At 59.9% G+C, this 25,472-nt stretch carries 28 protein-coding genes; 23 read left to right on the top strand and 5 right to left on the bottom strand.

From position 1 onward, the window contains the following. Positions 1-563: 563 nt before the first annotated feature. The 5 genes from rpmH (at position 564) to mnmE (ending at position 4,494) form a co-directional block, all read left to right on the top strand. On the top strand, positions 564-698 hold the full coding sequence (gene rpmH / locus AC0J42_RS30695; RefSeq protein WP_003213577.1) for a 50S ribosomal protein L34: 135 nt from the start codon (positions 564-566) through the stop codon (positions 696-698). Between the two features lie 16 nt (positions 699-714). Continuing rightward, a complete protein-coding gene (rnpA, locus tag AC0J42_RS30690; RefSeq protein WP_416421658.1) occupies positions 715-1,116 on the top strand; it encodes a ribonuclease P protein component in 402 nt (133 codons plus the stop codon). Continuing rightward, positions 1,109-1,354 carry a membrane protein insertion efficiency factor YidD gene (gene yidD, locus AC0J42_RS30685; protein ID WP_416421657.1) on the top strand — a complete coding sequence of 82 codons (246 nt, stop codon included), beginning with the start codon at positions 1,109-1,111 and terminating at the stop codon, positions 1,352-1,354. Before rnpA ends, yidD begins: the two co-directional genes overlap by 8 nt. A gap of 2 nt (positions 1,355-1,356) precedes the next feature. Further along, a complete protein-coding gene (gene yidC, locus AC0J42_RS30680; RefSeq protein WP_416421656.1) occupies positions 1,357-3,042 on the top strand; it encodes a membrane protein insertase YidC in 1,686 nt (561 codons plus the stop codon). A gap of 81 nt (positions 3,043-3,123) precedes the next feature. Continuing rightward, complete coding sequence (gene mnmE / locus AC0J42_RS30675; RefSeq protein WP_473004957.1) at positions 3,124-4,494, top strand: tRNA uridine-5-carboxymethylaminomethyl(34) synthesis GTPase MnmE; 1,371 nt, start codon at positions 3,124-3,126, stop codon at positions 4,492-4,494. Positions 4,495-4,497: 3 nt separating this feature from the next. Here mnmE and AC0J42_RS30670 read toward each other — a convergent pair whose 3' ends face one another. Further along, a complete protein-coding gene (locus tag AC0J42_RS30670) occupies positions 4,498-5,958 on the bottom strand; it encodes a sensor histidine kinase (protein ID WP_473004956.1) in 1,461 nt (486 codons plus the stop codon). Beyond that, a complete protein-coding gene (locus AC0J42_RS30665; protein ID WP_416421653.1) occupies positions 5,955-6,683 on the bottom strand; it encodes a response regulator transcription factor in 729 nt (242 codons plus the stop codon). The genes AC0J42_RS30670 and AC0J42_RS30665 overlap by 4 nt, the downstream gene beginning before the upstream one ends. 146 nt (positions 6,684-6,829) lie before the next feature. Between AC0J42_RS30665 and AC0J42_RS30660 the strand changes: the two genes are divergently transcribed. From AC0J42_RS30660 to glmU, 18 genes are all read left to right on the top strand, one after another. Then, positions 6,830-7,453 carry a cytochrome b/b6 domain-containing protein gene (locus AC0J42_RS30660; protein ID WP_473004955.1) on the top strand — a complete coding sequence of 208 codons (624 nt, stop codon included), beginning with the start codon at positions 6,830-6,832 and terminating at the stop codon, positions 7,451-7,453. Then, positions 7,450-8,211 carry a molybdopterin-dependent oxidoreductase gene (locus tag AC0J42_RS30655; protein WP_473004954.1) on the top strand — a complete coding sequence of 254 codons (762 nt, stop codon included), beginning with the start codon at positions 7,450-7,452 and terminating at the stop codon, positions 8,209-8,211. Before AC0J42_RS30660 ends, AC0J42_RS30655 begins: the two co-directional genes overlap by 4 nt. A 63-nt stretch (positions 8,212-8,274) precedes the next feature. Next, complete coding sequence (locus AC0J42_RS30650) at positions 8,275-8,550, top strand: pentapeptide MXKDX repeat protein (RefSeq protein WP_416421650.1); 276 nt, start codon at positions 8,275-8,277, stop codon at positions 8,548-8,550. A gap of 61 nt (positions 8,551-8,611) precedes the next feature. Next, the gene (gene msrA / locus AC0J42_RS30645) at positions 8,612-9,292 is read left to right on the top strand and encodes a peptide-methionine (S)-S-oxide reductase MsrA (RefSeq protein WP_473004953.1); all 681 of its coding nucleotides are present in this window, start codon (positions 8,612-8,614) and stop codon (positions 9,290-9,292) included. Between the two features lie 484 nt (positions 9,293-9,776). Then, positions 9,777-11,669: a tRNA uridine-5-carboxymethylaminomethyl(34) synthesis enzyme MnmG gene (gene mnmG, locus AC0J42_RS30640; protein WP_473004952.1), complete on the top strand. Its 1,893-nt coding sequence runs from the start codon at positions 9,777-9,779 to the stop codon at positions 11,667-11,669. 5 nt (positions 11,670-11,674) lie between these two features. Continuing rightward, entirely contained in the window at positions 11,675-12,313 is a 639-nt protein-coding gene (rsmG, locus tag AC0J42_RS30635) for a 16S rRNA (guanine(527)-N(7))-methyltransferase RsmG (protein WP_416427507.1), read from the top strand. Positions 12,314-12,331: 18 nt separating this feature from the next. Beyond that, positions 12,332-13,120: a ParA family protein gene (locus AC0J42_RS30630; protein WP_416421647.1), complete on the top strand. Its 789-nt coding sequence runs from the start codon at positions 12,332-12,334 to the stop codon at positions 13,118-13,120. 9 nt (positions 13,121-13,129) lie between these two features. Further along, positions 13,130-14,002, top strand: coding sequence for a ParB/RepB/Spo0J family partition protein (locus AC0J42_RS30625; RefSeq protein WP_416421646.1), 873 nt, complete (start codon positions 13,130-13,132; stop codon positions 14,000-14,002). Between the two features lie 147 nt (positions 14,003-14,149). Beyond that, entirely contained in the window at positions 14,150-14,557 is a 408-nt protein-coding gene (locus tag AC0J42_RS30620) for a F0F1 ATP synthase subunit I (protein WP_027980923.1), read from the top strand. 16 nt (positions 14,558-14,573) lie between these two features. Beyond that, entirely contained in the window at positions 14,574-15,443 is an 870-nt protein-coding gene (gene atpB / locus AC0J42_RS30615) for a F0F1 ATP synthase subunit A (protein ID WP_027980922.1), read from the top strand. Positions 15,444-15,589: 146 nt separating this feature from the next. Then, the gene (gene atpE / locus AC0J42_RS30610) at positions 15,590-15,847 is read left to right on the top strand and encodes a F0F1 ATP synthase subunit C (protein ID WP_002555987.1); all 258 of its coding nucleotides are present in this window, start codon (positions 15,590-15,592) and stop codon (positions 15,845-15,847) included. A gap of 54 nt (positions 15,848-15,901) precedes the next feature. Further along, the gene (locus AC0J42_RS30605) at positions 15,902-16,372 is read left to right on the top strand and encodes a F0F1 ATP synthase subunit B (RefSeq protein ID WP_008367083.1); all 471 of its coding nucleotides are present in this window, start codon (positions 15,902-15,904) and stop codon (positions 16,370-16,372) included. Between the two features lie 12 nt (positions 16,373-16,384). Further along, entirely contained in the window at positions 16,385-16,921 is a 537-nt protein-coding gene (locus AC0J42_RS30600) for a F0F1 ATP synthase subunit delta (RefSeq protein ID WP_416421645.1), read from the top strand. A 21-nt stretch (positions 16,922-16,942) separates the two neighbouring features. Beyond that, a complete protein-coding gene (gene atpA, locus AC0J42_RS30595; RefSeq protein ID WP_416421644.1) occupies positions 16,943-18,487 on the top strand; it encodes a F0F1 ATP synthase subunit alpha in 1,545 nt (514 codons plus the stop codon). Positions 18,488-18,537: 50 nt separating this feature from the next. After that, positions 18,538-19,398: a F0F1 ATP synthase subunit gamma gene (gene atpG / locus AC0J42_RS30590; protein ID WP_416421643.1), complete on the top strand. Its 861-nt coding sequence runs from the start codon at positions 18,538-18,540 to the stop codon at positions 19,396-19,398. A 27-nt stretch (positions 19,399-19,425) separates the two neighbouring features. Further along, on the top strand, positions 19,426-20,802 hold the full coding sequence (atpD, locus tag AC0J42_RS30585; RefSeq protein WP_027980916.1) for a F0F1 ATP synthase subunit beta: 1,377 nt from the start codon (positions 19,426-19,428) through the stop codon (positions 20,800-20,802). 44 nt (positions 20,803-20,846) lie between these two features. Then, positions 20,847-21,272: a F0F1 ATP synthase subunit epsilon gene (locus AC0J42_RS30580; protein ID WP_416421642.1), complete on the top strand. Its 426-nt coding sequence runs from the start codon at positions 20,847-20,849 to the stop codon at positions 21,270-21,272. Positions 21,273-21,383: 111 nt separating this feature from the next. Further along, positions 21,384-22,751, top strand: coding sequence for a bifunctional UDP-N-acetylglucosamine diphosphorylase/glucosamine-1-phosphate N-acetyltransferase GlmU (glmU, locus tag AC0J42_RS30575; protein ID WP_473004951.1), 1,368 nt, complete (start codon positions 21,384-21,386; stop codon positions 22,749-22,751). A gap of 148 nt (positions 22,752-22,899) precedes the next feature. On the opposite strand, the gene AC0J42_RS30570 is transcribed toward glmU, so the two are convergent. The 3 genes from AC0J42_RS30570 to AC0J42_RS30560 are packed head-to-tail and all read right to left on the bottom strand — an operon-like array spanning position 22,900 to position 25,114. After that, positions 22,900-23,289: a hypothetical protein gene (locus AC0J42_RS30570; RefSeq protein WP_473004950.1), complete on the bottom strand. Its 390-nt coding sequence runs from the start codon at positions 23,287-23,289 to the stop codon at positions 22,900-22,902. A 32-nt stretch (positions 23,290-23,321) separates the two neighbouring features. Next, the gene (locus tag AC0J42_RS30565) at positions 23,322-23,711 is read right to left on the bottom strand and encodes a hypothetical protein (RefSeq protein WP_473004949.1); all 390 of its coding nucleotides are present in this window, start codon (positions 23,709-23,711) and stop codon (positions 23,322-23,324) included. Continuing rightward, a complete protein-coding gene (locus AC0J42_RS30560; protein WP_473004948.1) occupies positions 23,708-25,114 on the bottom strand; it encodes a PAAR domain-containing protein in 1,407 nt (468 codons plus the stop codon). The genes AC0J42_RS30565 and AC0J42_RS30560 overlap by 4 nt, the downstream gene beginning before the upstream one ends. Between the last annotated feature and the right edge of the window lie 358 nt (positions 25,115-25,472).

The raw sequence follows: 25,472 nt of genomic DNA, 5'->3' as shown, positions 1-25,472 counted from the left end.
GGATATCCCCTGAGTTGAAAGCCGGAGAGGCAAAAAACGATCCCCATTGTACCGGCGCCGAGCACACTTATCCACATGTAGGTGGGGTGTACATAGAGGCAAATCAGCACGTGCACGAAGAAAAATAGTTTTGCCGAGCTGTGAATAAACTCTGTGGATAACCACCACTGAGCTTTCTGCACAAGTGGGGGTCGAAAACTGTGCATAACTCGCCTGTGTATAAGTACGCCTTTCATGCACAGCTTTTCCGAGGTCACAGCACAGCCGCAGCACCGCTTCTCGACAGGGTTACCATTCCCTGTATGCTACGTAAATAAAGGCGTGCAGGGTGTTATCCACAGAAAGGTGCGTGCCTAAGTTCTATAAGCTCTTCAAAAAAGCTTTAAATACGCTCCTTCTTATTTTTATGTTTACCGCGGGTTTTGCCAGTCAGACCGACGGTCATGCCTATGTAAAGGAAAAGCTGGTTGGAAATTGACCTGAGGCCTTGCTTTCACTAGAATCGCCGGTCTCTTAAAACGGGGACCATTCCGGCCCGTTGTGGACGAACCAGGTAACACGCCATGAAACGTACTTTCCAACCCAGCACCATCAAACGCGCCCGCACCCACGGCTTCCGTGCTCGCATGGCCACCAAAAACGGCCGTGCCGTTCTGTCGCGTCGCCGTGCCAAAGGCCGTGCGCGTCTGGCAGTTTGATCACTCGGCACTGGGGGTGAGTCAGGACTACAGTCGGGAAAAGCGTCTTCTGACAGCCCGACACTTCAAAGCGGTCTTTGACTCCCCAACCGGCAAGGTTCCAGGGAAAAACCTGCTGCTCCTTGCGCGCGAAAACGAGCTCGATCACCCTCGTCTGGGGTTAGTGATCGGGAAAAAGAGCGTCAAGCTCTCCGTTCAGCGCAACCGACTCAAACGCTTGATGCGCGACTCGTTCCGCCTGCACCAGGACCTCCTGGTTGGCTGGGATATCGTCATCGTCGCGCGGAAAGGTTTGGGTGACGTCGAAAACCCGGAACTGCACCAGCATTTTGGCAAGCTCTGGAAGCGACTAGCCCGCAGTCGGCCCGCCCCAGCAGTGAAGACCGAAACTGAAGGGGTAGACAGTCAAGATGCGTAAACTGGCCATCGTTCCGATCCAGTTTTACCGCTATGCCATCAGCCCTTTGATGGGCAATCACTGTCGTTTCTACCCCAGTTGTTCCTGCTACGCGCTGGAAGCCATCGAAATCCATGGACTCCTACGCGGCAGCTGGCTGACCCTACGTCGTCTGGGTCGTTGCCACCCCTGGCACGCCGGTGGTCTTGACCCGGTTCCGCCAGCCCCATCTCCCCGTAATTCTTCGATAGCCGAGTAATCATGGATATTAAACGCACGATCCTGATCGCCGCCCTGGCAGTCGTGTCCTACTCCATGGTCCTGAAATGGAACCAGGACTATGGTCAGGCTGCCTTGCCGACTCAGAATGTTGCTACCAGCACTGGCGCATCGGATTTGCCCGAAGCCCCGTTGGCTAACAATGCTCAAGCGAGTGCCGACGTACCCAGCGCCCCTTCTGCCAACGCGCCCGCGCCAACCCTGGCCCCGGATGCCGGCAGCAAGAACCTGATCCGCATCAAGACCGATGTCCTGGATCTGGCTATCGATCCAAACGGGGGCGACATCGCCCAGTTGACCTTGCCGGAATACCCGCGCCGCCAGGACCATCCTGACGTGCCGTTCCAGCTGTTCGACAACGGCGGCGAGCGCACTTACCTGGCCCAGAGCGGCCTGGTCGGCACCGACGGCCCGGACTCGCGTTCCACCGGTCGCCCGCTGTACAGCACCGAACAGAAGAGCTACCAACTGGCTGACGGCCAGAACGAGCTGGTCGTGGACCTGAAGTTCTCGTCCAATGGCGTCAACTACATCAAGCGCTTCACCCTGGACCGCGGCGAGTACGACCTGAAGGTCAGCTACCTGATCGACAACCAGGGCACCACGCCGTGGTCGGGCAACCTGTTCGCACAGCTCAAGCGTGACAACAGCGCCGACCCATCGTCGAGCACCGCCACCGGCACCGCGACCTACCTGGGCGCCGCCCTGGGTACTCCGGCCGAGCCCTACAAGAAGATATCGATGAAAGATATCGACAAGGGCAACCTGAAGGAAACCGTTCAGGGTGGTTGGGTAGCCTGGCTGCAGCACTACTTCGTCACAGCGTGGATTCCGAACCATTCGGACAACAACGCCATGTCGACCCGCAAGGACAGCGCTGGCAACTACATCATCGGCTTCACTGGCCCGACCCTGACCGCCGCACCTGGCGCCAAGGTGGAAACCAGCGCCGTGCTGTATGCCGGTCCGAAGATCCAGGACAAGCTGAAAGAGCTGGCGCCTGGCCTGGAACTGACCGTCGACTACGGCATCCTGTGGTTCATTGCCCAGCCGATCTTCTGGCTGCTGAAACATATCCACATGCTGCTGGGTAACTGGGGCTTCTCGATCATCGTCCTGACCCTGATGATCAAGCTGCTGTTCTTCCCGCTGTCGGCTGCCAGCTACAAGTCGATGGCGCGCATGCGTGCCGTGGCCCCGCGCCTGGCCCAGCTGAAGGAACAGTTCGGCGATGACCGTCAGAAACTGTCCCAGGCCATGATGGAGCTGTACAAGAAAGAGAAGATCAACCCGCTGGGTGGCTGCCTGCCGATCGTGGTGCAGATGCCGGTCTTCCTGTCGCTGTACTGGGTACTGCTGGAAAGCGTCGAGATGCGCCAGGCGCCATGGCTGCTGTGGATCACCGACCTGTCGATCAAGGACCCGTTCTTCATCCTGCCGATCATCATGGGCGCGACCATGTTCATCCAGCAGCGCCTGAACCCGACGCCGCCGGATCCGATGCAGGCCAAGGTGATGAAGCTGATGCCGATCGTCTTCACCTTCTTCTTCCTGTGGTTCCCTGCAGGTCTGGTGATGTACTGGGTGACCAACAACACCCTGTCGATCCTGCAACAGTGGTACATCACTCGTGGTATCGAGGCGAAAAGCAAGAAAGCTGCCGCCTGAACAGGTTGATCATCTAACCTGTGGATAAACGCCCCATTCGTGGGGCGTTTTGCTATCTGTCGATTTATTGAGGCCTGCCCCATGAACACTCCCCGTGAAACCATTGCCGCCATCGCCACCGCCCAGGGCCGCGGCGGCGTGGGTATCGTGCGCATTTCCGGGCCACTGGCCAGCGCCGCGGCGCAAGCCATCGCCGGCCGCCAGCTGACCCCGCGCCACGCCCACTACGGGCCCATGCGCACCGCCGACGGTGAGGTCATCGATGAAGGCCTGGCGCTGTACTTCCCGGGCCCGAACTCGTTTACCGGCGAAGACGTGCTGGAATTGCAGGGCCACGGCGGCCCGGTGGTGCTGGACATGCTGCTGCAGCGCTGCCTGGAGCTGGGTTGCCGCCTGGCGCGGCCGGGGGAGTTCAGTGAGCGGGCGTTCCTCAACGACAAGCTCGACCTGGCCCAAGCCGAAGCCATCGCCGACCTGATCGAGGCCAGCTCTGCCCAGGCCGCGCGCAACGCCGTGCGGTCCCTGCAGGGTGCGTTCTCCCGCCGTGTGGACAACCTCACCGAGAAACTCATCGCCCTGCGTATCTACGTGGAGGCGGCCATCGATTTCCCGGAGGAGGAAATCGACTTCCTCGCTGATGGCCATGTGCTGAGCATGCTCGACGACGTGCGCGACAACTTGTCCACAGTGATGCGCGAAGCCGGGCAGGGCGCGTTGCTGCGCGACGGCATGACGGTGGTCATCGCTGGCCGCCCGAACGCTGGCAAGTCCAGCCTGCTGAACCTGCTGGCAGGCCGCGAAGCCGCCATCGTCACCGACATCGCCGGCACCACCCGGGATATCCTGCGCGAACATATCCACATCGACGGCATGCCGTTGCACGTGGTCGACACCGCAGGCCTGCGTGACACCGATGACCAGGTGGAAAAGATTGGCGTGGAACGGGCGCTCAAGGCCATCGGCGAGGCAGACCGGGTGCTGCTGGTGGTGGACGCTAGTGCGCCAGAGGCCAATGACCCGTTCGCCCTCTGGCCGGAATTTCTCGAAACCCGCCCGGACATGGTCAAGGTCACGCTGATCCGCAACAAGGCTGACCTCACCGGTGAGGCTGTGGATATGCAGCAAAGCGCCGATGGCCACGTGACCATCAGCCTCAGCGCCAAGGACGAAGGCCAGGGCCTGGACCTGCTGCGCGAGCACCTGAAGGCGTGCATGGGGTATGAACAGACCGCCGAAAGCAGCTTCAGCGCCCGCCGCCGGCACCTGGACGCCCTGCGCCATGCCAGCCAGGCCCTGGAGCACGGCCGTAGCCAGCTGACCCTGGCGGGCGCCGGTGAACTGCTGGCCGAGGATTTGCGCCAGGCCCAGCATTCCCTGGGTGAGATCACCGGTGCCTTCAGCTCAGACGACCTGCTGGGCCGGATCTTCTCGAGTTTTTGTATCGGGAAGTAACCGTCACTGCGCTGTGGATAACTGAAAGCTCATCACCGTGCCACTGGGCGTGCCCGCGCCCAGTTGGATATCACTGCCATGCAGCTGCAGCATGCGCTTGACGATAATCAGCCCCAGCCCGCCGCTTTCCGGCGAGCTGCGCGACATGGCCGAGGCGCGGGTGAACAACCCCGCACGCAATTCAGGGGCGATGCCCTTGCCGGTGTCGATGATCGCCACCTGAACTTCCGCCGCCTGGCCCAACAGACGCACGATAATCCGTGTGCCGGGTGGATTGTGGCGGATGGCGTTGTCCAGCAGGTTGGTCAGCACCCGTTCGATCATCCCCAGGTCGGCATTCACTGCCGGCAGGGCCTGGGGCATGTCTACTTCCAGGTGTTGCTGGCGTGCCTCGGCCGCCAGTTCGAACTTCTGCAACACATCCTGCACCAGGTCGGGCAGGGCAAAGGTCTCTGCCTGTGGATGAACCAGCCCTGACTCCAGCCGCGCCAGCTCGAACAACTCTTGCGCCAGCCGCCCCACCTTGCGGCTTTGCCCCAGTGCCACGTCCAGGTAATGGCGGCGCTCCTCGGCGCTGAGGCTCTCATCTTTGATTCGCAATGTTTCCAGATACCCATGCAGCGAAGTCAGCGGCGTGCGCAGATCATGAGAAATGTTGGCCACCAGGTCGCGGCGCTGTTGGTCCTGGCGGGTCAATTCCTGCCATTGCTCGGCGATGCGCTGGCCCATCTGGGCAAACGCTGCGCTGAGCACGCCAATCTCATCACCTTTATCCACAGGCTGGGCGGTGAGAGCCGCGGCCTTGTGGCCGTTGGCGTCGAACTCACGCACAGTCTGCGTCAGTGCTTTCAACGGCCGCGTGATGAGCCGGAACGCCACCAGGCCCATGATCAGGCTCAGCACTACCATGAAACACATTGTCCACAGGGCCACGCGCAACGTTGAGTCCCGGGCAAGGGCTGCAGCCAGGGCATCGTGCGCTTCGCCCTGCAGCACCACGTACACATACCCACCGTCGCGGCCACCCACCTGCACCGGCGCGGCGCTGAATACTTTATCCACAGCCAGGTTGCGCGGGTCCTGGCCCAGCACGGGCAGCGCCGCCCCCTCCAGAAACTTATGCACAGGGGCAAGATCCACGGTTTTGCGCTTGAGGTTATCGTCCGGGGCGCCGTTGCCGACGATCCTGCCGTCCCTGGATAGCAGGTACAGCTCGACCGAGGGGTTCACCGCCATCAGCTTGTCGAACAGCTCATGCACTGCCTCCGGGCGCCAGCCGCTGGCATCCATGAGCTGCGCGGTGCCGGCGATGTGCGCCGCCAGGCCGCTGGACAGGCGCTGCACCACTTCCTGTTCGTGGCGGGTGCTGGCGCTGATCTGCAGCCAGATGGCTACGCCGCTGCACGCCAGCAGCAGTGCAGCGAATACCAGCGACAGGCGCTGGCTGAGGGACAGGAACTTCACGAAGTGGCCTCCGCAGCCGCCGGCGTAGCGGCGAACTTGTAGCCGCGCCCCCACACCGTGAGGATGCGCCGCGGGGCTGCCGGGTCTTCCTCGATCTTGGTGCGCAGGCGGTTGATGTGGGTATTCACGGTGTGTTCATAGCCATCATGTTGATAACCCCACACCTCGTTGAGCAGGTCCATGCGCGAAAACACCTGGTCGGGGTGGCGAGCGAAGAAATACAGCAGGTCGAACTCCCGTGGCGTCAGGCCCAGGGCCTTGCCGTCGAGGCTGATTTCCCGGGCTACCGGGTCGATGCTCAAGCCATGAGTTATCAACAGGCCCGATTCCAGCCGTGCATTGCGCGCCATGGCATCGGTGCGGCGCAGCAGGGCACGCACCCGCGCCACCAGTTCGAGCATCGAGAACGGCTTGGCCAGGTAGTCGTCGGCGCCCAACTCAAGGCCAAGGATGCGGTGCATCTCGCTGGACCGCGCGCTGGTGATGATGATCGGCGTGTAGCGCGCCATGGCCCGGGCGCGCTTGCAGATCTCCAGGCCGTCGATGCCCGGCAGCATCAGGTCGAGCACCAGGGCATCCCACTGGCCCTCCTCGAGCATGCGCACCCCCAGGTTGCCGTCGGCGGCGTGTTCCACCACGTAGCCTTCGTCGCGCAGGTGCAGGCGCAGCAAATCGGCGATGTGGGCGTCGTCCTCGACGATGAGCACGCGTTTTGGCCGTTCCATATGCAGTTATCCCCAGGCAGCTGATAGCCCATTGTGGCGAAAAAACCGCGCCGCAGTTATCACATTTAATTTAACTCTGCGTGAGGACTTGGCGACCGGGCGCCACCAACAATGGCCCCCATCACCCATGCTACCTGGAGCCCACCATGGCCCGCACAGCAACCCTGCAGCGTTATTCCAGCCACCCCGGCTGGCTGCGCTTGACCCATTGGTTGAACGCGCTGGCGGTGCTGGTCATGGTCACCAGTGGCTGGCGCATCTTCAACGCCTCGCCGTTCTTTGACTTCAGCTTCCCGGCTGCCCTGACCCTGGGCGGTTGGCTGGGCGGGGCCTTGCAGTGGCATTTCGCGGGCATGTGGCTGCTGTTTCTCAATGGCGTGTTGTACCTGATGCTCAACATCGCCACCGGCCGCTTGTTCACGCGCTTCTTTCCACTGTCGCCCCGTGGCGTGCTGAGGGATTTATCCACAGCGCTGCGCGGCAAGCTCGCCCACGATGACCTCAGCCATTACAACCAGGTGCAACGGCTGGCCTATCTGTTCGCGATTGTCGATGTCGCCCTGTTGATAATGTCCGGACTGGTGCTGTGGAAGTCCGTGCAGTTCGGCCTGCTACGCGAGTTGCTGGGTGGCTACGAAGCCGCGCGCCGGGTGCATTTCATCGCCATGGCCCTGCTGATGGCCTTCGTGGCGGTGCACCTGGTGATGGTAGCCGTGGTGCCGCGCACCCTGCTGCTGATGATTACCGGCAAAGGGGGCAAGGCATCATGACTGTGGATAAATCCATCCTCGATGAAGCCCGCAAGCTGCTGGCGCCGCGTATCCATGACCTCAGCCGGCGCAAATTCCTGGTGCGCAGCCTGACCCTGGGCGGGGTGGCCATGCTCAGCGGCTGCAACATCAGCGACGACAAGCACGTGGAAAGTGCATTGGCGGGTATGTCGCGCTTCAACGACCGGGTCCAGGGCTGGCTGTTCGACCCCAAGGCGCTGGCGCCGGTGTACGACGAGGCAATGATCACCCGGCCATTCCCGTTCAACGCGTTCTACGGCGAGGACGAAGCCCCCAGCGTGGAAGCGGCGAGCTACCGCCTGGAGGTCACCGGCCTTGTGGCGGACAAGCGCAGCTGGCGCCTTGAAGAGCTGCGCGCCATGGCTCAGGTCGACCAGATCACCCGGCATATCTGCGTGGAAGGCTGGAGCGCCATCGGCCGCTGGGGCGGCGTGCGCTTCAGCGACTTCCTGCAACGGGTAGGCGCCGACACCAGCGCCCGCTTCGTCGGCTTTAAATGCGCCGACGACTATTACACCAGTATCGACATGGCCACCGCCCTGCACCCGCAGACGCTGCTGGCGCTGACCTACGACGGCCAGACCCTGCCGCGCCAGTACGGCTTTCCGATGAAGCTGCGCATGCCCACCAAGCTTGGCTACAAGAACCCCAAGCATATCCAGGCGATCTTCGTCACCAACACCTACCCCGGCGGCTACTGGGAGGACCAGGGCTACAACTGGTTCGGCGGCAGCTGACGTCTTGTTATCCACAGCACGGCATCCGCGGTGCTTTCAACCCACGCGACAAGGAGCACTACCATGAAAAAAATATCCACAGTCGTACTGACCATGTGCCTGGCACTGGGCACCGCTGGCGCCTACGCGGCAGACACCATGAGCAGCGGTTCCATGAGCAACGACAGCATGTCCAGCGGCTCGATGTCCAAGGACGCCATGAGCAAGGACAGCATGAAGAAAGACACCACCATGAAGAAGGATGCCATGACCAAGGACAGCATGAAAAAGGATGCAATGAAGAAAGACAGCATGTCCAAGGACGGGATGAGCAAGGATTCCATGAGCAAGGATCAGTGAGCTGACGGGGCGCCGGCGCGGTTATCCACACCCCGGCTGGCGCCCCCCCTTGGAGACTGCGATGAAAGCGATTTTCCGTAGCGTGCTGGCCGCCGCCATCTTGTCCACAGCCGCCTGTGCCCAGGCGGCGGAGTCGGCCGTAGTGATCGACCCACCCAAGGTCGATGAGACCGCAAAAACTGTCCACAGCGAGACCGCGGTATTCGCCGGCGGCTGCTTCTGGGGCGTGCAGGGCGTATTCGAACATGTGAAAGGGGTGAGCCAGGCGGTGTCCGGCTATGCCGGGGGGCTGGCGCGTACCGCCCACTATGAAGAGGTGGGCTCGGGCGAGACTGGCCACGCCGAGTCGGTAAAGGTGACCTATGACCCCACGCAGATCACCTACGGGCAACTGCTGCAGATCTACTTCTCGGTAGCCCACGACCCAACCCAGCTCAACCGCCAGGGCCCGGACAGCGGCACTCAGTACCGTTCCACCATCTTTGTCGCCGATGCCGAGCAACGTCAGGTGGCCCAGGCCTACATCGCCCAGCTGGATGCGGCCCACGCCTTTGGCAAACCGCTGGCCACCACGGTGGAAAACCTCAATGGCTTCTTCCCGGCCGAGGCCTACCACCAGGACTACCTGGTGCAGAACCCCGGCAGCTTCTACATCATGGTCAACGACCAGCCAAAGATTGCCAACCTGGCCAAGCTGTTCGCCAATCGCTACCGCGAGGACCCGGTGCTGGTCAGCCGCTAGCCCGGTTATCCACCTGTGGATGAAATACCAGCCGCCTTCGAGCGGCTTTTTTGTGCCTGGCGGTCACGCAAATCTATCAACAAGCCCGAAATAAGCCCTGTGGAAAACCCCGCTTCAGCTCTGGTGATAAGCAGGCCTCAAAGCTGGTGACAACGGCCCCTGTGGGTAAGTGGTGTTTTCATCCACAGGTTTAAAGCGCTTATCCAAGGGCCTCATGGCCACATGACCACAGGGTTCAATTTCTCTGTACAGTACGCCGTTAAAGGGCTGTAGAACGTTATCCACAGATAGGGCGGTGCATAAGAATAAACATAAAAACAAAGCTTTAATAAATTTCTTTCTCTTTTTTTATTTTTAGATCCCGATCCTGCCGCTCATCCCCAGCTGGTTAAATTTTGTGCAAAAGGTTCCTATAGAGGGGGGTAAGTCCCTATACTGGTGAGCTATCCCAATTACCCATCAATGAACAGGCACGAGGTGCGTGGTGGATTTCCCTTCCCGTTTTGAAGTGATCGTCATCGGCGGCGGCCATGCCGGAACCGAGGCTGCGCTTGCGTCAGCACGCATGGGCGCAAAAACCCTGCTGTTGACACATAACGTGGAAACCCTCGGGCAAATGAGCTGCAACCCCGCGATTGGCGGCATCGGCAAGAGCCATCTGGTCAAAGAGATCGATGCGCTCGGCGGCGCCATGGCGCTGGCCACCGATAAGGGCGGCATTCAGTTCCGAGTGTTGAACAACCGCAAGGGCCCGGCCGTGCGTGCCACCCGGGCGCAGGCCGACCGCATCCTGTACAAGGCAGCGGTACGCGAAATCCTGGAAAACCAGCCCAACCTGTGGATATTCCAGCAGTCGTGCGACGACCTGATCGTCGAGCAGGACCAGGTGCGTGGCGTGGTCACCCAGATGGGCCTGCGTTTCTTTGCCGACTCCGTGGTATTGACCGCCGGTACCTTCCTGGCCGGCCTTATCCACATCGGCCTGGAAAATTACTCGGGCGGCCGGGCAGGGGACCCACCCTCCACCGCGCTGGCGCGTCGGCTGCGTGAATTCCCGCTGCGCGTGGGCCGCCTGAAAACCGGTACGCCGCCGCGCATCGATGGCCGTTCGGTAGATTTCTCGGTAATGACCGAGCAACCTGGTGACACACCTATCCCGGTCATGTCGTTCATGGGCTCCAAGGAACTGCACCCACGCCAGGTCAGCTGCTGGATCACCCACACCAACGCCCGTACCCACGAGATCATCGCCGCCAACCTCGACCGCTCGCCCATGTATTCGGGCATGATCGAAGGTGTCGGGCCGCGTTACTGCCCGTCCATCGAAGACAAGATCCATCGGTTTGCCGACAAGGAAAGCCATCAGGTGTTCATCGAGCCGGAAGGCCTGACCACCCATGAGCTGTATCCGAACGGCATCTCGACCTCGCTGCCTTTCGACGTGCAACTGCAGATCGTGCGTTCGATCCGCGGCATGGAAAATGCCCACATCGTTCGCCCTGGCTACGCCATCGAATACGATTACTTCGACCCGCGTGACCTGAAGTACAGCCTGGAGACCAAGGTCATCGGCGGTCTGTTCTTCGCGGGCCAGATCAACGGCACCACGGGTTACGAAGAAGCCGGTGCGCAAGGCCTGCTGGCCGGGACCAACGCCGCGCTGCGTGCCCAGGGCCGTGATGCCTGGTGCCCGCGCCGCGACGAGGCGTACATCGGCGTGCTGGTCGACGACCTGATTACCCTGGGCACCCAGGAGCCGTACCGCATGTTCACCTCGCGCGCCGAATACCGGCTGATCCTGCGCGAAGACAACGCCGACCTGCGCCTGACCGAGAAAGGTCGCGAACTGGGCCTGGTCGACGACGCCCGCTGGGCGGCCTTCTGCGCCAAGCGCGAAGCCATCGAGCTGGAAGAACAGCGGCTGAAAAGCACCTGGGTACGCCCGGGCACCGAGCGCGGTGATGCCATTGCCGAGAAATTCGGCACGCCACTGGGCCACGAATACAACCTGATGAGCCTGCTGACTCGCCCGGAAATCGACTACAACGGCCTGATCGAGGTGACCGGCGAAGGTGCCGTTGACCCGACCGTGGCCGAACAGGTCGAGATCAAGGCCAAGTACGCCGGCTACATCGACCGTCAACAAGACGAGATCGCCCGCCTGCGCGCCAGCGAAAACACCAAGCTGCCTGTGGATATCGACTACGCTGCGATTTCCGGCCTGTCCAAGGAGATCCAGGGCAAGCTGGGGATAACTCGGCCCGAGACCCTGGGCCAAGCTTCGCGCATCCCGGGCGTGACCCCGGCGGCGATTTCCCTGTTGATGATTCATTTGAAAAAACGCGGCGCTGGCCGTGAGTTGGAGCAAAGCGCTTGAGTTCTATGGTCACCCCACACCACTCGCAGGAATTGGCCCAAGGGGCACGGGAACTGGGCGTCGAACTGAGCCAGGCCCAGCACGATCAGCTGCTGGCCTACCTGGCCCTGTTGATCAAGTGGAACAAGGCCTACAACCTGACCGCCGTGCGCAACCCCGACGAGATGGTGTCGCGCCACCTGCTGGACAGCCTCAGCGTGATCGCTCACATCGGTGAAGGCGAGCGCTGGCTGGACGTGGGCAGCGGCGGCGGCATGCCTGGCGTGCCGCTGGCCATCCTGTTCCCGGAGAAGAAAATCACCTGCCTGGACAGCAACGGCAAGAAGACCCGCTTCATCACCCAGGTCAAGCTGGAGCTGAAGCTGGACAACCTGCAGGTTATCCACAGCCGGGTCGAAGCGTTCCAGCCCGAGCTGCCGTTCAACGGAATTATTTCGCGGGCTTTCAGCAGCCTGGAAGACTTCAGCAACTGGACACGCCACCTGGGCGACACGAATACGCGCTGGTTGGCAATGAAAGGGCTGCATCCTGCCGATGAGCTGGTAGCATTACCGGCAGATTTTCACCTCGAAAGCGCACAGGCCTTGACCGTACCGGGTTGCCAAGGCCAACGTCATCTGCTGATACTGCGCCGCACGGCATGATTGGGAACACACGCAAGAATGGCTAAGGTATTCGCGATAGCGAACCAGAAAGGTGGTGTGGGCAAGACCACCACCTGCATCAACCTCGCAGCATCGCTGGTCGCGACCAAGCGCCGCGTGCTGCTGATCGACCTCGATCCACAGGGCAACGCCACCATGGGTAGCGGTGTGGATAAGCACGGCCTGGAAAACTCGGTCTACGACCTGTTGATCGGCGAGTGCGACCTGAACCAGGCCATGCACTTCTCCGAACACGGCGGCTACCAGTTGCTGCCGGCCAACCGCGACCTGACCGCGGCCGAAGTGGTGCTGCTGGAAATGCAGATGAAGGAGAGCCGCCTGCGCACTGCGCTGGCGCCTATCCGCGAAAGCTACGACTACATCCTGATCGACTGCCCGCCGTCGCTGTCCATGCTCACCCTCAACGCCCTGGTGGCGTCCGATGGCGTGATCATCCCCATGCAGTGCGAGTACTTCGCCCTGGAAGGCTTGAGCGACCTTGTGGATAACATCAAGCGCATCGCCGAGCTGCTGAACCCGGAACTGAAGATCGAAGGCCTGCTGCGGACCATGTACGACCCGCGCCTGAGCCTGATCAACGATGTGTCCGCGCAGCTCAAGGAGCACTTCGGCGACCAGCTGTACGACACGGTGATCCCGCGCAACGTACGCCTGGCAGAGGCGCCGAGCTTCGGCATGCCGGCACTGGCCTACGACAAGCAATCGCGTGGCGCGCTGGCCTACCTGGCCCTGGCGGGCGAGATGGTTCGTCGCCAGCGCCGCCAAACTCGCGCTGAAAAAGCCTAAGGAATCCACATGGCCGTGAAGAAACGTGGTCTCGGACGTGGACTGGATGCCCTGCTTAGCGGGCCTACCGTCAGCGCACTGGAAGAACAGGCCGTCAAGGTCGACCAGAGAGAATTGCAGCACCTGCCCCTGGACGTGATCCAGCGCGGCAAATACCAGCCACGCCGGGACATGGACCCGCAGGCGCTGGAAGAACTTGCCCACTCGATCAAGAGCCAGGGCGTGATGCAGCCGATCGTGGTGCGTCCGATCGGCAACAACCGTTTCGAGATCATCGCCGGTGAACGCCGCTGGCGCGCGAGCCAGCAGGCCGGCATGGACACCATCCCGGCCATGGTCCGCGACGTGCCCGATGAAGCCGCCATTGCCATGGCGCTGATCGAGAACATCCAGCGCGAAGACCTCAACCCGGTGGAAGAAGCCATCGCGTTGCAGCGCCTGCAGCAGGAATTCCAGCTGACCCAGCAACAGGTCGCCGATGCGGTGGGCAAGTCGCGGGTCACCGTGGCCAACCTGCTGCGCCTGATCACGCTGCCGGAAGTCATCAAGACCATGCTCGCCCATGGCGACCTGGAGATGGGCCACGCCCGTGCTTTGCTCGGTCTGCCGGATGAACAGCAGGTCGAGGGGGCGCGACATGTTGTCGCACGTGGCCTTACCGTGCGCCAAACCGAGGCACTGGTTCGCCAATGGCTCAGCGGCAAGCCTGAGCCGGTCGAATCGAGCAAACCTGATCCGGACATAACCCGCCTTGAGCAGCGCCTGGCAGAGCGTCTGGGCTCTGATGTGCAGATACGCCACGGGCAGAAGGGCAAGGGCCAGCTGGTCATCCGTTACAACTCCCTGGATGAGCTTCAGGGCGTGCTCGCCCACATTCGCTGAAACAATCCTTCTGTAGCGCGCAGTCGGAAATCACTACCGAGCAGTTGAATAGGGGCTGAACCGCCCCTATACTCTGCGCGCATTTTGTCGGCACAAATTATGCCAAGTCACTGATTTTGGCGAGCCGACTCACGAGGAGCAATTGTGATGGAAACCCGCACGCCAAACCGCCTGCCCTTCCATCGCTTGGCGGTATTTCCGGTATTGCTGGCTCAATGTGTCGTGTTTCTGTTGGCAGCCTTGGCGTTGTGGCAGTGGCGCGGGGCAGTCACTGGATATTCAGGCCTCCTCGGGGGACTGATTGCCTGGTTGCCGAATTTGTATTTTGCTCACAAGGCGTTCCGGTTTACCGGAGCCCGAGCCGCGCAAGCCATCGTCCGGTCGTTCTACGCTGGCGAGGCAGGCAAATTGATTTTGACGGCAGTGCTGTTCGCGCTGACGTTTGCAGGAGTGAAGCCATTGGCGCCGTTGGCAGTATTCGGTGTCTTCGTGCTGACCCAACTGGTCAGCTGGTTCGCACCCCTGCTGATGAAAACAAGACTTTCGAGACCTTAGGGCGTTTGAGGCAACCATGGCAGCAGAAACCGCTTCGGGCTATATCCAGCACCACTTGCAGAACTTGACCTTCGGTCAACTACCAGACGGCGGCTGGGGCTTTGCCCACTCCGCAGCACAAGCCAAGGAAATGGGCTTTTGGGCATTCCACGTCGACACCCTCGGCTGGTCTGTGGCCCTGGGCCTGATTTTCGTCCTGATTTTCCGCATGGCGGCGAAAAAGGCGACTTCCGGCCAGCCTGGCGCGCTGCAGAACTTCGTCGAAGTGCTGGTAGAGTTCGTCGACGGCAGCGTCAAGGACAGCTTCCACGGCCGTAGCGCCGTGATCGCTCCCCTGGCACTGACCATTTTCGCCTGGGTGTTCCTGATGAACGCCATCGACCTGATCCCGGTCGACTGGATTCCTCATCTGGCCGCCGCTATCTCTGGCGATCACGAGATTCCGTTCCGCGCAGTGTCCACCACTGACCCGAACGCCACCCTGGGCATGGCCCTGTCGGTGTTCGCGCTGATCATTTTCTACAGCATCAAGATCAAGGGCATCGGTGGCTTCCTGGGCGAACTGACCCTGCACCCGTTCAGCAGCAAGAACATGCTGGTTCAGATCATCCTGATCCCAGTCAACTTCCTGCTTGAATTCGTGACCCTGATCGCCAAGCCAATCTCTCTGGCCCTGCGACTGTTCGGCAACATGTATGCCGGCGAGCTGGTGTTCATCCTGATCGCAGTGATGTTCGGCAGCGGTCTGCTGTGGCTGAGCGGTCTGGGCGTTGTACTGCAGTGGGCGTGGGCTGTGTTCCACATCCTGATCATCACCCTGCAGGCCTTTATCTTCATGATGCTGACCATCGTCTACCTGTCGATGGCGCACGAAGAGAACCATTAAGACCCGCCTGGCGTGTCTGATGACCCTTCCACCCCGGTGGAAGGGTGCCCTTGGGGGGAGTCTGCCGGGGCTGCTGCAAAAACGATTTGTTTTACCGCTTTAATCTAAAAAACCTAACCAATACGACGTAAAAGTCGGGAGGAAAGATGGAAACTGTAGTTGGTCTAACCGCTATCGCTGTTGCTCTGCTGATCGGCCTGGGCGCTCTGGGTACTGCTATCGGCTTCGGCCTGCTGGGCGGCAAATTCCTGGAAGGCGCAGCTCGCCAGCCAGAAATGGTTCCAATGCTGCAAGTTAAAATGTTCATCGTTGCCGGTCTGCTCGACGCCGTAACCATGATCGGTGTTGGTATCGCTCTGTTCTTCACCTTCGCGAACCCCTTCGTTGGTCAACTCGCTGGCTAATCTCTCGAACCTTCGAGCTGATTGGTGTGAACAAAGAACGAGCGAGGTGTTGGCGTGAACATTAATGCAACCCTGATTGGCCAGTCCGTTGCGTTCTTCATTTTTGTACTGTTTTGCATGAAGTTCGTGTGGCCTCCGGTCATCGCGGCTTTGCAAGAACGTCAGAAGAAGATCGCGGATGGACTGGACGCTGCACAACGAGCAGCTCGCGACCTGGAGCTGGCCCAAGACAAAGCGGGTCAGCAACTGCGCGATGCTAAAGCTCAGGCAGCCGAAATCATTGAGCAAGCCAAGAAACGCGGCGCTCAGATCGTCGACGAGGCCCGTGAACAGGCCCGTGTCGAAGCTGATCGCGTGAAGGCTCAGGCTCAGGCCGAGATCGAGCAGGAACTGAACGGTGTCAAAGACGCGCTGCGTGCCCAAGTGGGTGCTCTGGCCGTAGGCGGTGCCGAGAAGATCCTGGGCGCCACAATCGATCAAAACGCGCACGCGGAGCTGGTTAACAAACTGGCTGCAGAAATCTAAGCGAGGGCGATCATGGCAGAACTGACCACGTTGGCCCGACCTTACGCTAAGGCAGCCTTCGAGCATGCCCAGGCCCACCAGCAACTGGCCAATTGGTCAGCCATGCTCGGCCTGGCTGCTGCGGTGTCGGAAGACGACACCATGCAGCGCCTGCTCAAGGCCCCGCGACTGACGAGCGCACAAAAGGCCGCCACTTTCATTGAAGTGTGCGGTGAAAAGTTTGATAGCCAGGCACAGAATTTCATTCATGTTGTCGCGGAAAACGACCGTCTCCTGCTGTTGCCGGAGATCGCCGCTCAGTTCGACCTGTACAAGGCCGAGCTCGAGAAATCCGTGGACGTGGAAGTAACCAGTGCTTTTGCATTGAACGACGAACAGCAAGACAAACTCGCCAAGGTTCTCAGTGCACGGCTCGGCCGAGAAGTGCGACTGCACGCCGCGCAAGATGCCTCCCTCATCGGGGGTGTTGTCATTCGCGCTGGCGACCTGGTAATCGATGGTTCAGTGCGTGGCAAACTCGCGCAGCTGGCCGAAGCATTGAAATCTTGAGTTTGAAGGGGCAGCAGAGCAATGCAGCAACTCAATCCTTCCGAAATAAGTGAAATTATCAAGGGCCGCATCGAAAAGCTCGATGTGACCTCCCAAGCCCGTAACGAAGGCACTGTCGTCAGCGTATCTGACGGTATCGTGCGGATTCACGGTCTGGCCGACGTCATGTACGGCGAGATGATCGAGTTTCCGGGCGGCGTCTTCGGCATGGCCCTCAACCTGGAGCAGGACTCCGTAGGTGCCGTTATCCTCGGTGCTTACCAGTCCCTGGCCGAAGGCATGAGCGCCAAGTGCACTGGCCGCGTCCTGCAGGTTCCGGTTGGTAAGGAACTGCTGGGTCGCGTCGTCGACGCACTGGGTAACCCTGTTGACGGCAAAGGTCCACTGGGCAACACCGAGACCGACGCGGTCGAGAAAGTTGCACCGGGCGTGATCTGGCGTAAGTCGGTAGACCAGCCTGTACAGACTGGCTACAAGTCGGTTGACGCCATGATCCCTGTCGGCCGTGGCCAGCGTGAGCTGATCATCGGTGACCGCCAGATCGGCAAGACCGCCATGGCGATCGACGCGATCATCAACCAGAAAAACAGCGGCATCTTCTGCGTGTACGTGGCAATCGGTCAGAAACAATCGACCATCGCCAACATCGTGCGCAAGCTGGAAGAGAACGGCGCCCTGGCCAACACCATCGTTGTTGCCGCCAGCGCTTCGGAATCCGCCGCACTGCAATACCTGGCGCCGTACTCCGGCTGCACCATGGGTGAATTCTTCCGCGACCGCGGTGAAGACGCGCTGATCGTCTATGACGATCTGTCGAAGCAAGCAGTGGCCTACCGCCAGATTTCCCTGCTGCTGCGCCGTCCACCAGGCCGTGAAGCCTACCCCGGTGACGTGTTCTATCTCCACTCCCGTCTGCTGGAGCGTGCATCGCGCGTTTCGGAAGAGTACGTAGAGAAGTTCACCAACGGTGCAGTGACTGGCAAGACCGGTTCCCTGACCGCACTGCCGATCATCGAAACCCAGGCTGGCGACGTTTCCGCGTTCGTTCCGACCAACGTGATTTCCATCACCGACGGTCAGATCTTCCTGGAATCGGCCATGTTCAACTCGGGCATCCGCCCTGCAGTGAACGCCGGTGTTTCGGTATCCCGTGTGGGTGGTGCCGCTCAGACCAAGATCATCAAGAAGCTGTCCGGTGGCATCCGTACCGCTCTGGCTCAGTACCGTGAACTGGCTGCATTCGCCCAGTTCGCTTCTGACCTGGACGAAGCCACCCGCAAGCAACTGGAGCACGGTCAGCGCGTTACCGAGCTGATGAAGCAGAAGCAATACGCTCCTATGTCCATCGCGGACATGGCGCTGTCGCTGTACGCCGCTGAGCGTGGTTTCCTGACTGACGTCGAAATCGCCAAGATCGGTAGCTTCGAGCAGGCCCTGATTGCTTACTTCAACCGCGATCACGCCGATTTGATGGCGAAGATCAACGTGAAGGGTGACTTCAATGACGAAATCGACGCTGGCATCAAAGCCGGTATCGAGAAGTTCAAGGCCACCCAAACCTGGTAAGCCGCAGCGGGAGCCGCGAGGCTCCCGCTTGCTAACCTGATAGGTGTTACATGGCAGGCGCAAAAGAGATTCGCAGTAAGATTGCGAGCATCAAAAGCACGCAAAAAATTACCAGCGCCATGGAAAAAGTGGCGGTCAGCAAAATGCGCAAGGCTCAAATGCGCATGGCAGCCAGCCGTCCTTACGCGGAGCATATCCGCCAGGTGATTGGTCATCTGGCCAACGCCAACCCGGAATACCGCCACCCCTTCATGATCGAACGCGAAGTAAAGCGCGTAGGTTATGTGGTAGTGAGCAGTGACCGTGGTCTGTGCGGCGGCTTGAATACCAACCTGTTCAAGGCCCTGGTCAAGGACATGGCGGTAAACCGCGAGCGCGGCGTCGAGATCGATCTGTGCGTGGTTGGCAGCAAGGGTGCGGCATTCTTCCGCAGCTTTGGCGGCAACGTCGTTGCAGCGATCAGCCACCTGGGCGAAGAGCCATCGATCAATGATCTGATCGGCAGCGTCAAGGTGATGCTGGATGCCTACCTGGATGGCCGTATTGATCGCCTGTCCGTGGTGTCCAACAAGTTCGTGAATACCATGACGCAAAAGCCAACGGTCGAGCAATTGATTCCGTTGGTCGCAACCCCGGATCAAGAGCTCAAGCACCACTGGGACTACCTCTACGAACCCGACGCCAAGGAGCTGCTGGACGGCTTGATGGTTCGCTACGTGGAGTCGCAGGTCTACCAGGCGGTGGTTGAGAACAACGCGGCTGAACAAGCTGCGCGGATGATCGCGATGAAGAACGCCACCGACAACGCCGGCGACCTGATCAGCGAATTGCAGCTGGTCTACAACAAGGCGCGTCAGGCTGCGATCACCCAAGAGATCTCGGAAATCGTCGGCGGCGCTGCCGCGGTTTAACGGTTCAAATATTCAGAGGATCCTGCTATGAGTAGCGGACGTATCGTTCAAATCATCGGCGCCGTCATCGACGTGGAATTTCCACGTGACAGCGTACCGAGCATCTACAGCGCGCTGAATGTTCAAGGCGCGCCAACCACTCTGGAAGTTCAGCAGCAGCTGGGCGACGGCGTGGTTCGTACTATTGCAATGGGTTCGACCGAAGGCCTGAAACGCGGCCTGGACGTTGTCGACACCAAGGCGCCTATCTCGGTACCCGTCGGTAAAGCGACCCTGGGCCGTATCATGGACGTCCTGGGCAACCCAATCGACGAAGCCGGCCCGATCGGTGAAGAAGAGCGCCGTGGTATCCACCAGCCGGCTCCTTCGTTCGCTGAACAAGCAGGCGGCAACGACCTGCTGGAAACTGGCATCAAGGTTATCGACCTGGTCTGCCCGTTCGCCAAAGGCGGTAAAGTTGGTCTGTTCGGTGGTGCCGGTGTAGGCAAGACCGTAAACATGATGGAACTGATCCGTAACATCGCGATGGAACACAGCGGTTACTCCGTGTTCGCCGGTGTGGGTGAGCGTACTCGTGAAGGTAACGACTTCTATCACGAGATGAAGGACTCCAACGTTCTGGACAAGGTTGCCCTGGTCTACGGTCAAATGAACGAGCCACCAGGCAACCGTCTGCGCGTAGCGCTGACCGGCCTGACCATGGCCGAGAAATTCCGTGACGAAGGTAACGACGTTCTGCTGTTCGTCGACAACATCTACCGTTACACCCTGGCCGGTACCGAAGTTTCGGCACTGCTGGGTCGTATGCCATCGGCCGTAGGTTACCAGCCGACCCTGGCTGAAGAGATGGGCACTCTGCAAGAGCGCATCACTTCGACCAAGTCCGGTTCGATCACCTCGGTACAAGCCGTATACGTACCTGCGGACGACCTGACTGACCCGTCGCCAGCCACCACGTTCGCCCACTTGGACGCCACCGTCGTACTGTCCCGTGACATCGCCTCCCTGGGTATCTACCCAGCGGTCGATCCACTGGACTCGACTTCGCGCCAGCTGGACCCACTGGTCATCGGCCAGGAACACTACGACACCGCTCGTGGCGTTCAGTACGTGCTGCAGCGCTACAAAGAGCTGAAAGACATCATCGCGATCCTGGGTATGGACGAGCTGTCGGAATCCGACAAGCAACTCGTTACCCGCGCTCGTAAGATTCAGCGCTTCCTGTCGCAGCCGTTCTTCGTGGCTGAAGTCTTCACTGGTGCATCGGGCAAATACGTTTCCCTGAAAGACACCATTGCTGGCTTCAAAGGCATCCTCAACGGTGACTACGACCACCTGCCAGAACAAGCGTTCTACATGGTCGGCGGCATCGAAGAAGCGATCGAGAAAGCCAAGAAACTGTAATCCTGGCGCCCGGCAACGGGCGCTAATCAGGTTGAGGCAAGCAGATGGCTATGACAGTCCATTGCGATATCGTCAGCGCGGAAGGGGAAATCTTCTCCGGTCTGGTCGAGATGGTGATTGCACACGGTGAACTGGGTGACCTGGGCGTTGCCCTGGGCCACGCACCGTTGCTCACCAATCTGAAGCCAGGTCCGATCCGCTTGATCAAGCAGGGTGGAGACGAGGAGGTGTATTACATCTCCGGTGGTTTCCTCGAGGTTCAGCCGAACATGGTGAAGGTCCTGGCCGACACCGTGCAGCGCGCTGCCGACCTGGATGAAGCCTCTGCTCAGGAAGCCGTCAAGGCTGCCCAGAAGGCCCTGAACGAGCAAGGCGCGGACTTCGACTACGGCGCTGCTGCTGCACGCCTGGCCGAGGCCACTGCGCAGCTGCGTACCGTTCAGCAGATCCGCAAGAAGTTCGGCAAATAAGCCGCAACTTTTGAGCGATTGAGAAAAAGGGTAGCCTCGGCTACCCTTTTTCTTTTCCGCTTTTCATCTCCCGGTCGCGTTCGCCGACCAGCCCGGATTGGTAGCCACTCAATGTCTCTCGATATCGTCATTCTCGCCGCAGGCCAGGGCACCCGCATGCGTTCGGCCATCCCCAAGGTCTTGCATCCGGTGGCGGGCAACTCCATGCTCGGCCATGTTATCCACAGCGCCCGGCAGCTTGCGCCCCAGGGTATCCATGTGGTCATTGGCCATGGCGCGGAGCTGGTGCGCGAACGCCTGGCGGCCCCGGACCTGAATTTCGTGCTGCAGTCACAGCAACTGGGCACCGGCCACGCCGTGGCCCAGGCCGTGCCGGCCATTACCGCTGAAACCGTCTTGATCCTCTACGGCGATGTGCCGCTGATCGAAGTCGAGACCCTGCAACGCCTGCTGGCGCTGGTCACCCCGGACCAGCTGGGCCTCCTGACCGTGAACCTGGACGACCCCACCGGCTACGGCCGCATCGTGCGTGACGGCGCCGGCAAGGTCAGCGCCATCGTCGAACACAAGGACGCCAGCGAAGCACAGCGTGCTATCAAGGAAGGCAACACCGGCATCCTCGCGGTGCCGGGCAAGCGCCTGGCCGAGTGGCTGGGGCGGCTGTCCAACAACAACGCCCAGGGCGAGTACTACCTCACCGACGTGATTGCCATGGCCGTGGGCGATGGCCTGGTGGTGGCCACCGAGCAACCGCTGGATGCCATGGAAGTGCAGGGCGCCAACGATCGTCGTCAGCTGTCGGAGCTCGAGCGCCACTACCAGCTGCGCGAAGGCCGCCGCCTGATGGCCCAGGGCGTGACCCTGCGCGACCCGGCGCGTTTCGACGTGCGCGGTGAAGTCACCGTGGGCCGCGACGTGCTGATCGACGTCAACGTCATTCTCGAAGGCAAGGTGGTCATCGAGGACGACGTGGTCATCGGCCCGAACTGCTACATCAAGGACAGCACCCTGCGCAAAGGCGTGACCCTCAAGGCCAACACCCACCTGGACGGTGCCGTGATGGGCGAGGGCAGCGACGCCGGCCCGTTCGCGCGCCTGCGCCCGGGTACCGTGATGGACCAGGGCGCCCATGTGGGTAACTTCGTCGAACTGAAGAACGCCCACATGGGCGAGGGCGCCAAGGCCGGCCACCTGGCCTACCTGGGCGATGCCGACATTGGCGCACGCAGCAACATCGGTGCGGGCGTGATCACCTGCAACTACGACGGTGCCAACAAGTGGCGCACGGTCATTGGCGAGGATGCGTTCATCGGCACCAACAACTCGTTGGTGGCGCCTGTGGATATCAAGGCGGGTGCTACCACTGCGGCGGGTTCGACCATTACCCAGGATGTGGAGGAAGCTCAACTCGCGGTAGGGCGTGCGCGCCAGCGCAATATTGATGGCTGGAAGCGGCCGGTGAAGATCAAGAAAGGCTGAGTTATCCACAGCCGGGATTGACGTTCGCTTGGTGAGGCGTGGGGGCAGGTACCGTTTGAGCTTTAAACGGTGCCTGGTTCTCACCCTGATTTTGGATGGTGAGTGAATATCCGCGGGATGTGGATAAGCTTGGCCCAAAGATTGGAGGTTAACGCAATTCGATTACTATGAAGGTAATCACCATCCAGATGCAGGCGGCTATGTATATCGTCAGTTTTATCTTCAATAGGCGTTTCAGGGAGGGAGGAAAATTTTGAAGATCGACTGGATTGAGTTCCCCGATAGTAAGCGACGATTTTGGCCATAAAACGATCTGGGCAATTTTTGCCATCACTAGCTCGTTGCCGAGTAGACCTTGGTTCTTCAAACTTGCCCCCCATATGTAAACATATCGGCTGTTTTCTAAAGCCTTCATCATCTCATCCAGACGATAGCGGGCCAGATACCAAGTGTAGGCAATACCCCCTAGCGCGAGAGCGAAGGGGCCACTCAAGAAGAATATTGCAAGCCATGGGTGCCAATCGTCAATGCTAGTCATGATTCGGTGCTGTTAAAAATCCGACTCATTCGTCAGCGTAATTTTATAAGTATATAGGTAGCTACAATCCATATAGCTCCAAATATTAGTATCGCTAGTTTTATTTTCAATAAACGCTTGAGGTGAACAGGGAAGTTGTGGAGGTCTGTAGCATTTAGTTCGCCAACTTTAATTGATGACTTCGGCCAAACGACGATCTGAGCGATTTTAGCAATTACCAGACCAGTACCTATCATGCCTTGCTTCTTGAAATTCCCCCCCCATCTGTATACGTAGCGGCTGTTTTCCAGAGCTTTGAGCATGCTATCTAAATGGAATTGTCTCAAATAATAAGTGTAGGCAATATTCACTATACCTAAAATCATAGGGCCACCTGTGAAGGAGATCACGGCCCATCGATTCCAACTGTCAATATTGATCATGGCAATGTAGCTTCGTAGAGCTGTTCGCCAGCAAACTCGCCGCCAATGCCGCCTAAGGTTGTACCCATCCAGGCCCCTGTTCCTACTATTGCAACAACGCAAGCAACTCCCGCGATGCCTGTTGAAACGCCAAGGGCTATGCAGATAGATCCGCTAGCGGACTTGGCAATTTCGCCTCCTAATACACCGGCCATGGTAGAACCACCAAATTTCCCGCCCTCAGTAAACTTGATCTTCCTACAAGCCAGGCCCGATTCCCCATTACACACCTGCTGAATAGCCAGCAGGGAAGAGACGCTGCCCAGCCCGATCCCGATATACCCCCCTGCAGTCATATACCTGGTAGCACGACTCATCTTATCCACATGAGTCGCATACCCCGGTATCTGCCCCGGCGCCCCAGCTTTGCTCCAGTGATGCACCAGGCTGCGGCTGGAAATACCCAGCGCCGTCTTCAATTTTGGGTGATCCCCCAAACTTGTCTGGCCCCGCAAGCGGGTGGAATTCAGCAGGTGCGAATCCAGCTTGGCAAGCAGCTGCTGGCGCTCTGACAGGAACTGCGGTGATTTAAGGTTGCCGTGCCGCCGGTAACTTTCCTGGTGCAAGCGCTCGATGGCCTGGAGCGTGCCCCGCAGGTTACCCAAGTGCTTTTCCATGATCACCGCGCTCACGCCCAGCCAGGTGGATGTCTCGCCAATGAAGCTGGCGATTTCCGCGCCGTGCTTGAACAGGAAGTTGGCCTCTTCGGATGTGAGGGGCTCCAGGGCTGAGTTGACCTGGTTCGCAGCCTGCATCAACTGCGCTTCCTGATAGCTGCAGGTGGTGTTGTTGGGGTCGCTGAGCACCATCATCGAGCCGGCTTTTACCTCGGCAACGTAGGGGTTGAGTGCGCGGAATTTGCTCATCACTGCCGCGTTGCGGATGGGGAAGAGGTCGGCCTCCAGGGCTTCGCGGGTTGTGCTCTGCGGCACAACATAAAAACCCGGCTCTTGAGGTTCCAGCTGGCTGACGGCATTCAGGGGCCGGTAAGCTGGGGACGGGATGGAGGAGGGTGTGCCTGTGCGTTCGGCAATGCTGGAGGAAGCAGCTTGAGCCGGCTCATTGGACGCCATGGCACGCGTGCTCTCGTTTCGATAGCTTGCCGTGAACACCGAGGGAATCAGCTTCGCCCTGCAGGGGCAATCACTGAAACTGTCCAGCGTGCCCGCCACCAGCTTGCCATGGCTATCGATGAAGGACACGCCACCGACAATCCGGTAGATACCGCCGTTCGCGCCGCAAGACACCCGGTCACCTTCACGGGCATGCAGCAGGCCAAACATGTTCACCCGGTCGTCGCCGTCCAGCACCTCACCACCGCAGCTGGTCTTGTCACCGCGACCAATGAAATATCCCTCACTCATCGCGTTACCCCCTGTTCCGTTGCAGTTGCTTCTAATTGCTCTTCGGTAAAAGGGCTTCTATCGAGGGTGCGAAGGTATTCTGGCGAAGCTTCATTGGTGTACATAGTCGGCGACGCTGCAGGCATTGGGTGATCCTTTTCGACGATGGTTGGGAAGCCGTGGTTGGTAGGCTGCCTACGGTAAGCCCGTGGTCATCGCCCGTAAGTAGGACGTTTCCCAAGTTCGCCCCATGGCGAGGAAATCTTTGCGTCGATCTGTGTCATGGCGCCAACAGCCTTCGGTGCGCAAGTGTGGATAACTCAAGATGAACCACCCACCGTCAGCCTGAACCACTGTTCACTTGACGAAAACCGGCCGA

Source organism: Pseudomonas sp. Tav-5-1A, from assembly GCF_055755055.1.
Note: the sequence above shows the minus strand (reverse complement) of the source record. Positions and strands in the feature narration are given on the sequence as shown.

Bases quoted from the DNA above. Each gene is read 5' to 3' on its own strand.
- rpmH (WP_003213577.1), top strand. From the start codon at position 564: ATGAAACGTACTTTCCAACCCAGCACCATCAAACGCGCCCGCACCCAC.
- yidD (WP_416421657.1), top strand. From the start codon at position 1,109: ATGCGTAAACTGGCCATCGTTCCGATCCAGTTTTACCGCTATGCCATC.
- yidC (WP_416421656.1), top strand. From the start codon at position 1,357: ATGGATATTAAACGCACGATCCTGATCGCCGCCCTGGCAGTCGTGTCC.
- mnmE (WP_473004957.1), top strand. From the start codon at position 3,124: ATGAACACTCCCCGTGAAACCATTGCCGCCATCGCCACCGCCCAGGGC.
- AC0J42_RS30665 (WP_416421653.1), bottom strand. From the start codon at position 6,683: ATGGAACGGCCAAAACGCGTGCTCATCGTCGAGGACGACGCCCACATC.
- AC0J42_RS30660 (WP_473004955.1), top strand. From the start codon at position 6,830: ATGGCCCGCACAGCAACCCTGCAGCGTTATTCCAGCCACCCCGGCTGG.
- AC0J42_RS30655 (WP_473004954.1), top strand. From the start codon at position 7,450: ATGACTGTGGATAAATCCATCCTCGATGAAGCCCGCAAGCTGCTGGCG.
- AC0J42_RS30650 (WP_416421650.1), top strand. From the start codon at position 8,275: ATGAAAAAAATATCCACAGTCGTACTGACCATGTGCCTGGCACTGGGC.
- msrA (WP_473004953.1), top strand. From the start codon at position 8,612: ATGAAAGCGATTTTCCGTAGCGTGCTGGCCGCCGCCATCTTGTCCACA.
- rsmG (WP_416427507.1), top strand. From the start codon at position 11,675: ATGGTCACCCCACACCACTCGCAGGAATTGGCCCAAGGGGCACGGGAA.
- AC0J42_RS30630 (WP_416421647.1), top strand. From the start codon at position 12,332: ATGGCTAAGGTATTCGCGATAGCGAACCAGAAAGGTGGTGTGGGCAAG.
- AC0J42_RS30625 (WP_416421646.1), top strand. From the start codon at position 13,130: ATGGCCGTGAAGAAACGTGGTCTCGGACGTGGACTGGATGCCCTGCTT.
- AC0J42_RS30620 (WP_027980923.1), top strand. From the start codon at position 14,150: ATGGAAACCCGCACGCCAAACCGCCTGCCCTTCCATCGCTTGGCGGTA.
- atpB (WP_027980922.1), top strand. From the start codon at position 14,574: ATGGCAGCAGAAACCGCTTCGGGCTATATCCAGCACCACTTGCAGAAC.
- atpE (WP_002555987.1), top strand. From the start codon at position 15,590: ATGGAAACTGTAGTTGGTCTAACCGCTATCGCTGTTGCTCTGCTGATC.
- AC0J42_RS30600 (WP_416421645.1), top strand. From the start codon at position 16,385: ATGGCAGAACTGACCACGTTGGCCCGACCTTACGCTAAGGCAGCCTTC.
- atpA (WP_416421644.1), top strand. From the start codon at position 16,943: ATGCAGCAACTCAATCCTTCCGAAATAAGTGAAATTATCAAGGGCCGC.
- atpG (WP_416421643.1), top strand. From the start codon at position 18,538: ATGGCAGGCGCAAAAGAGATTCGCAGTAAGATTGCGAGCATCAAAAGC.
- atpD (WP_027980916.1), top strand. From the start codon at position 19,426: ATGAGTAGCGGACGTATCGTTCAAATCATCGGCGCCGTCATCGACGTG.
- AC0J42_RS30580 (WP_416421642.1), top strand. From the start codon at position 20,847: ATGGCTATGACAGTCCATTGCGATATCGTCAGCGCGGAAGGGGAAATC.
- glmU (WP_473004951.1), top strand. From the start codon at position 21,384: ATGTCTCTCGATATCGTCATTCTCGCCGCAGGCCAGGGCACCCGCATG.
- AC0J42_RS30570 (WP_473004950.1), bottom strand. From the start codon at position 23,289: ATGACTAGCATTGACGATTGGCACCCATGGCTTGCAATATTCTTCTTG.
- AC0J42_RS30565 (WP_473004949.1), bottom strand. From the start codon at position 23,711: ATGATCAATATTGACAGTTGGAATCGATGGGCCGTGATCTCCTTCACA.
- AC0J42_RS30560 (WP_473004948.1), bottom strand. From the start codon at position 25,114: ATGAGTGAGGGATATTTCATTGGTCGCGGTGACAAGACCAGCTGCGGT.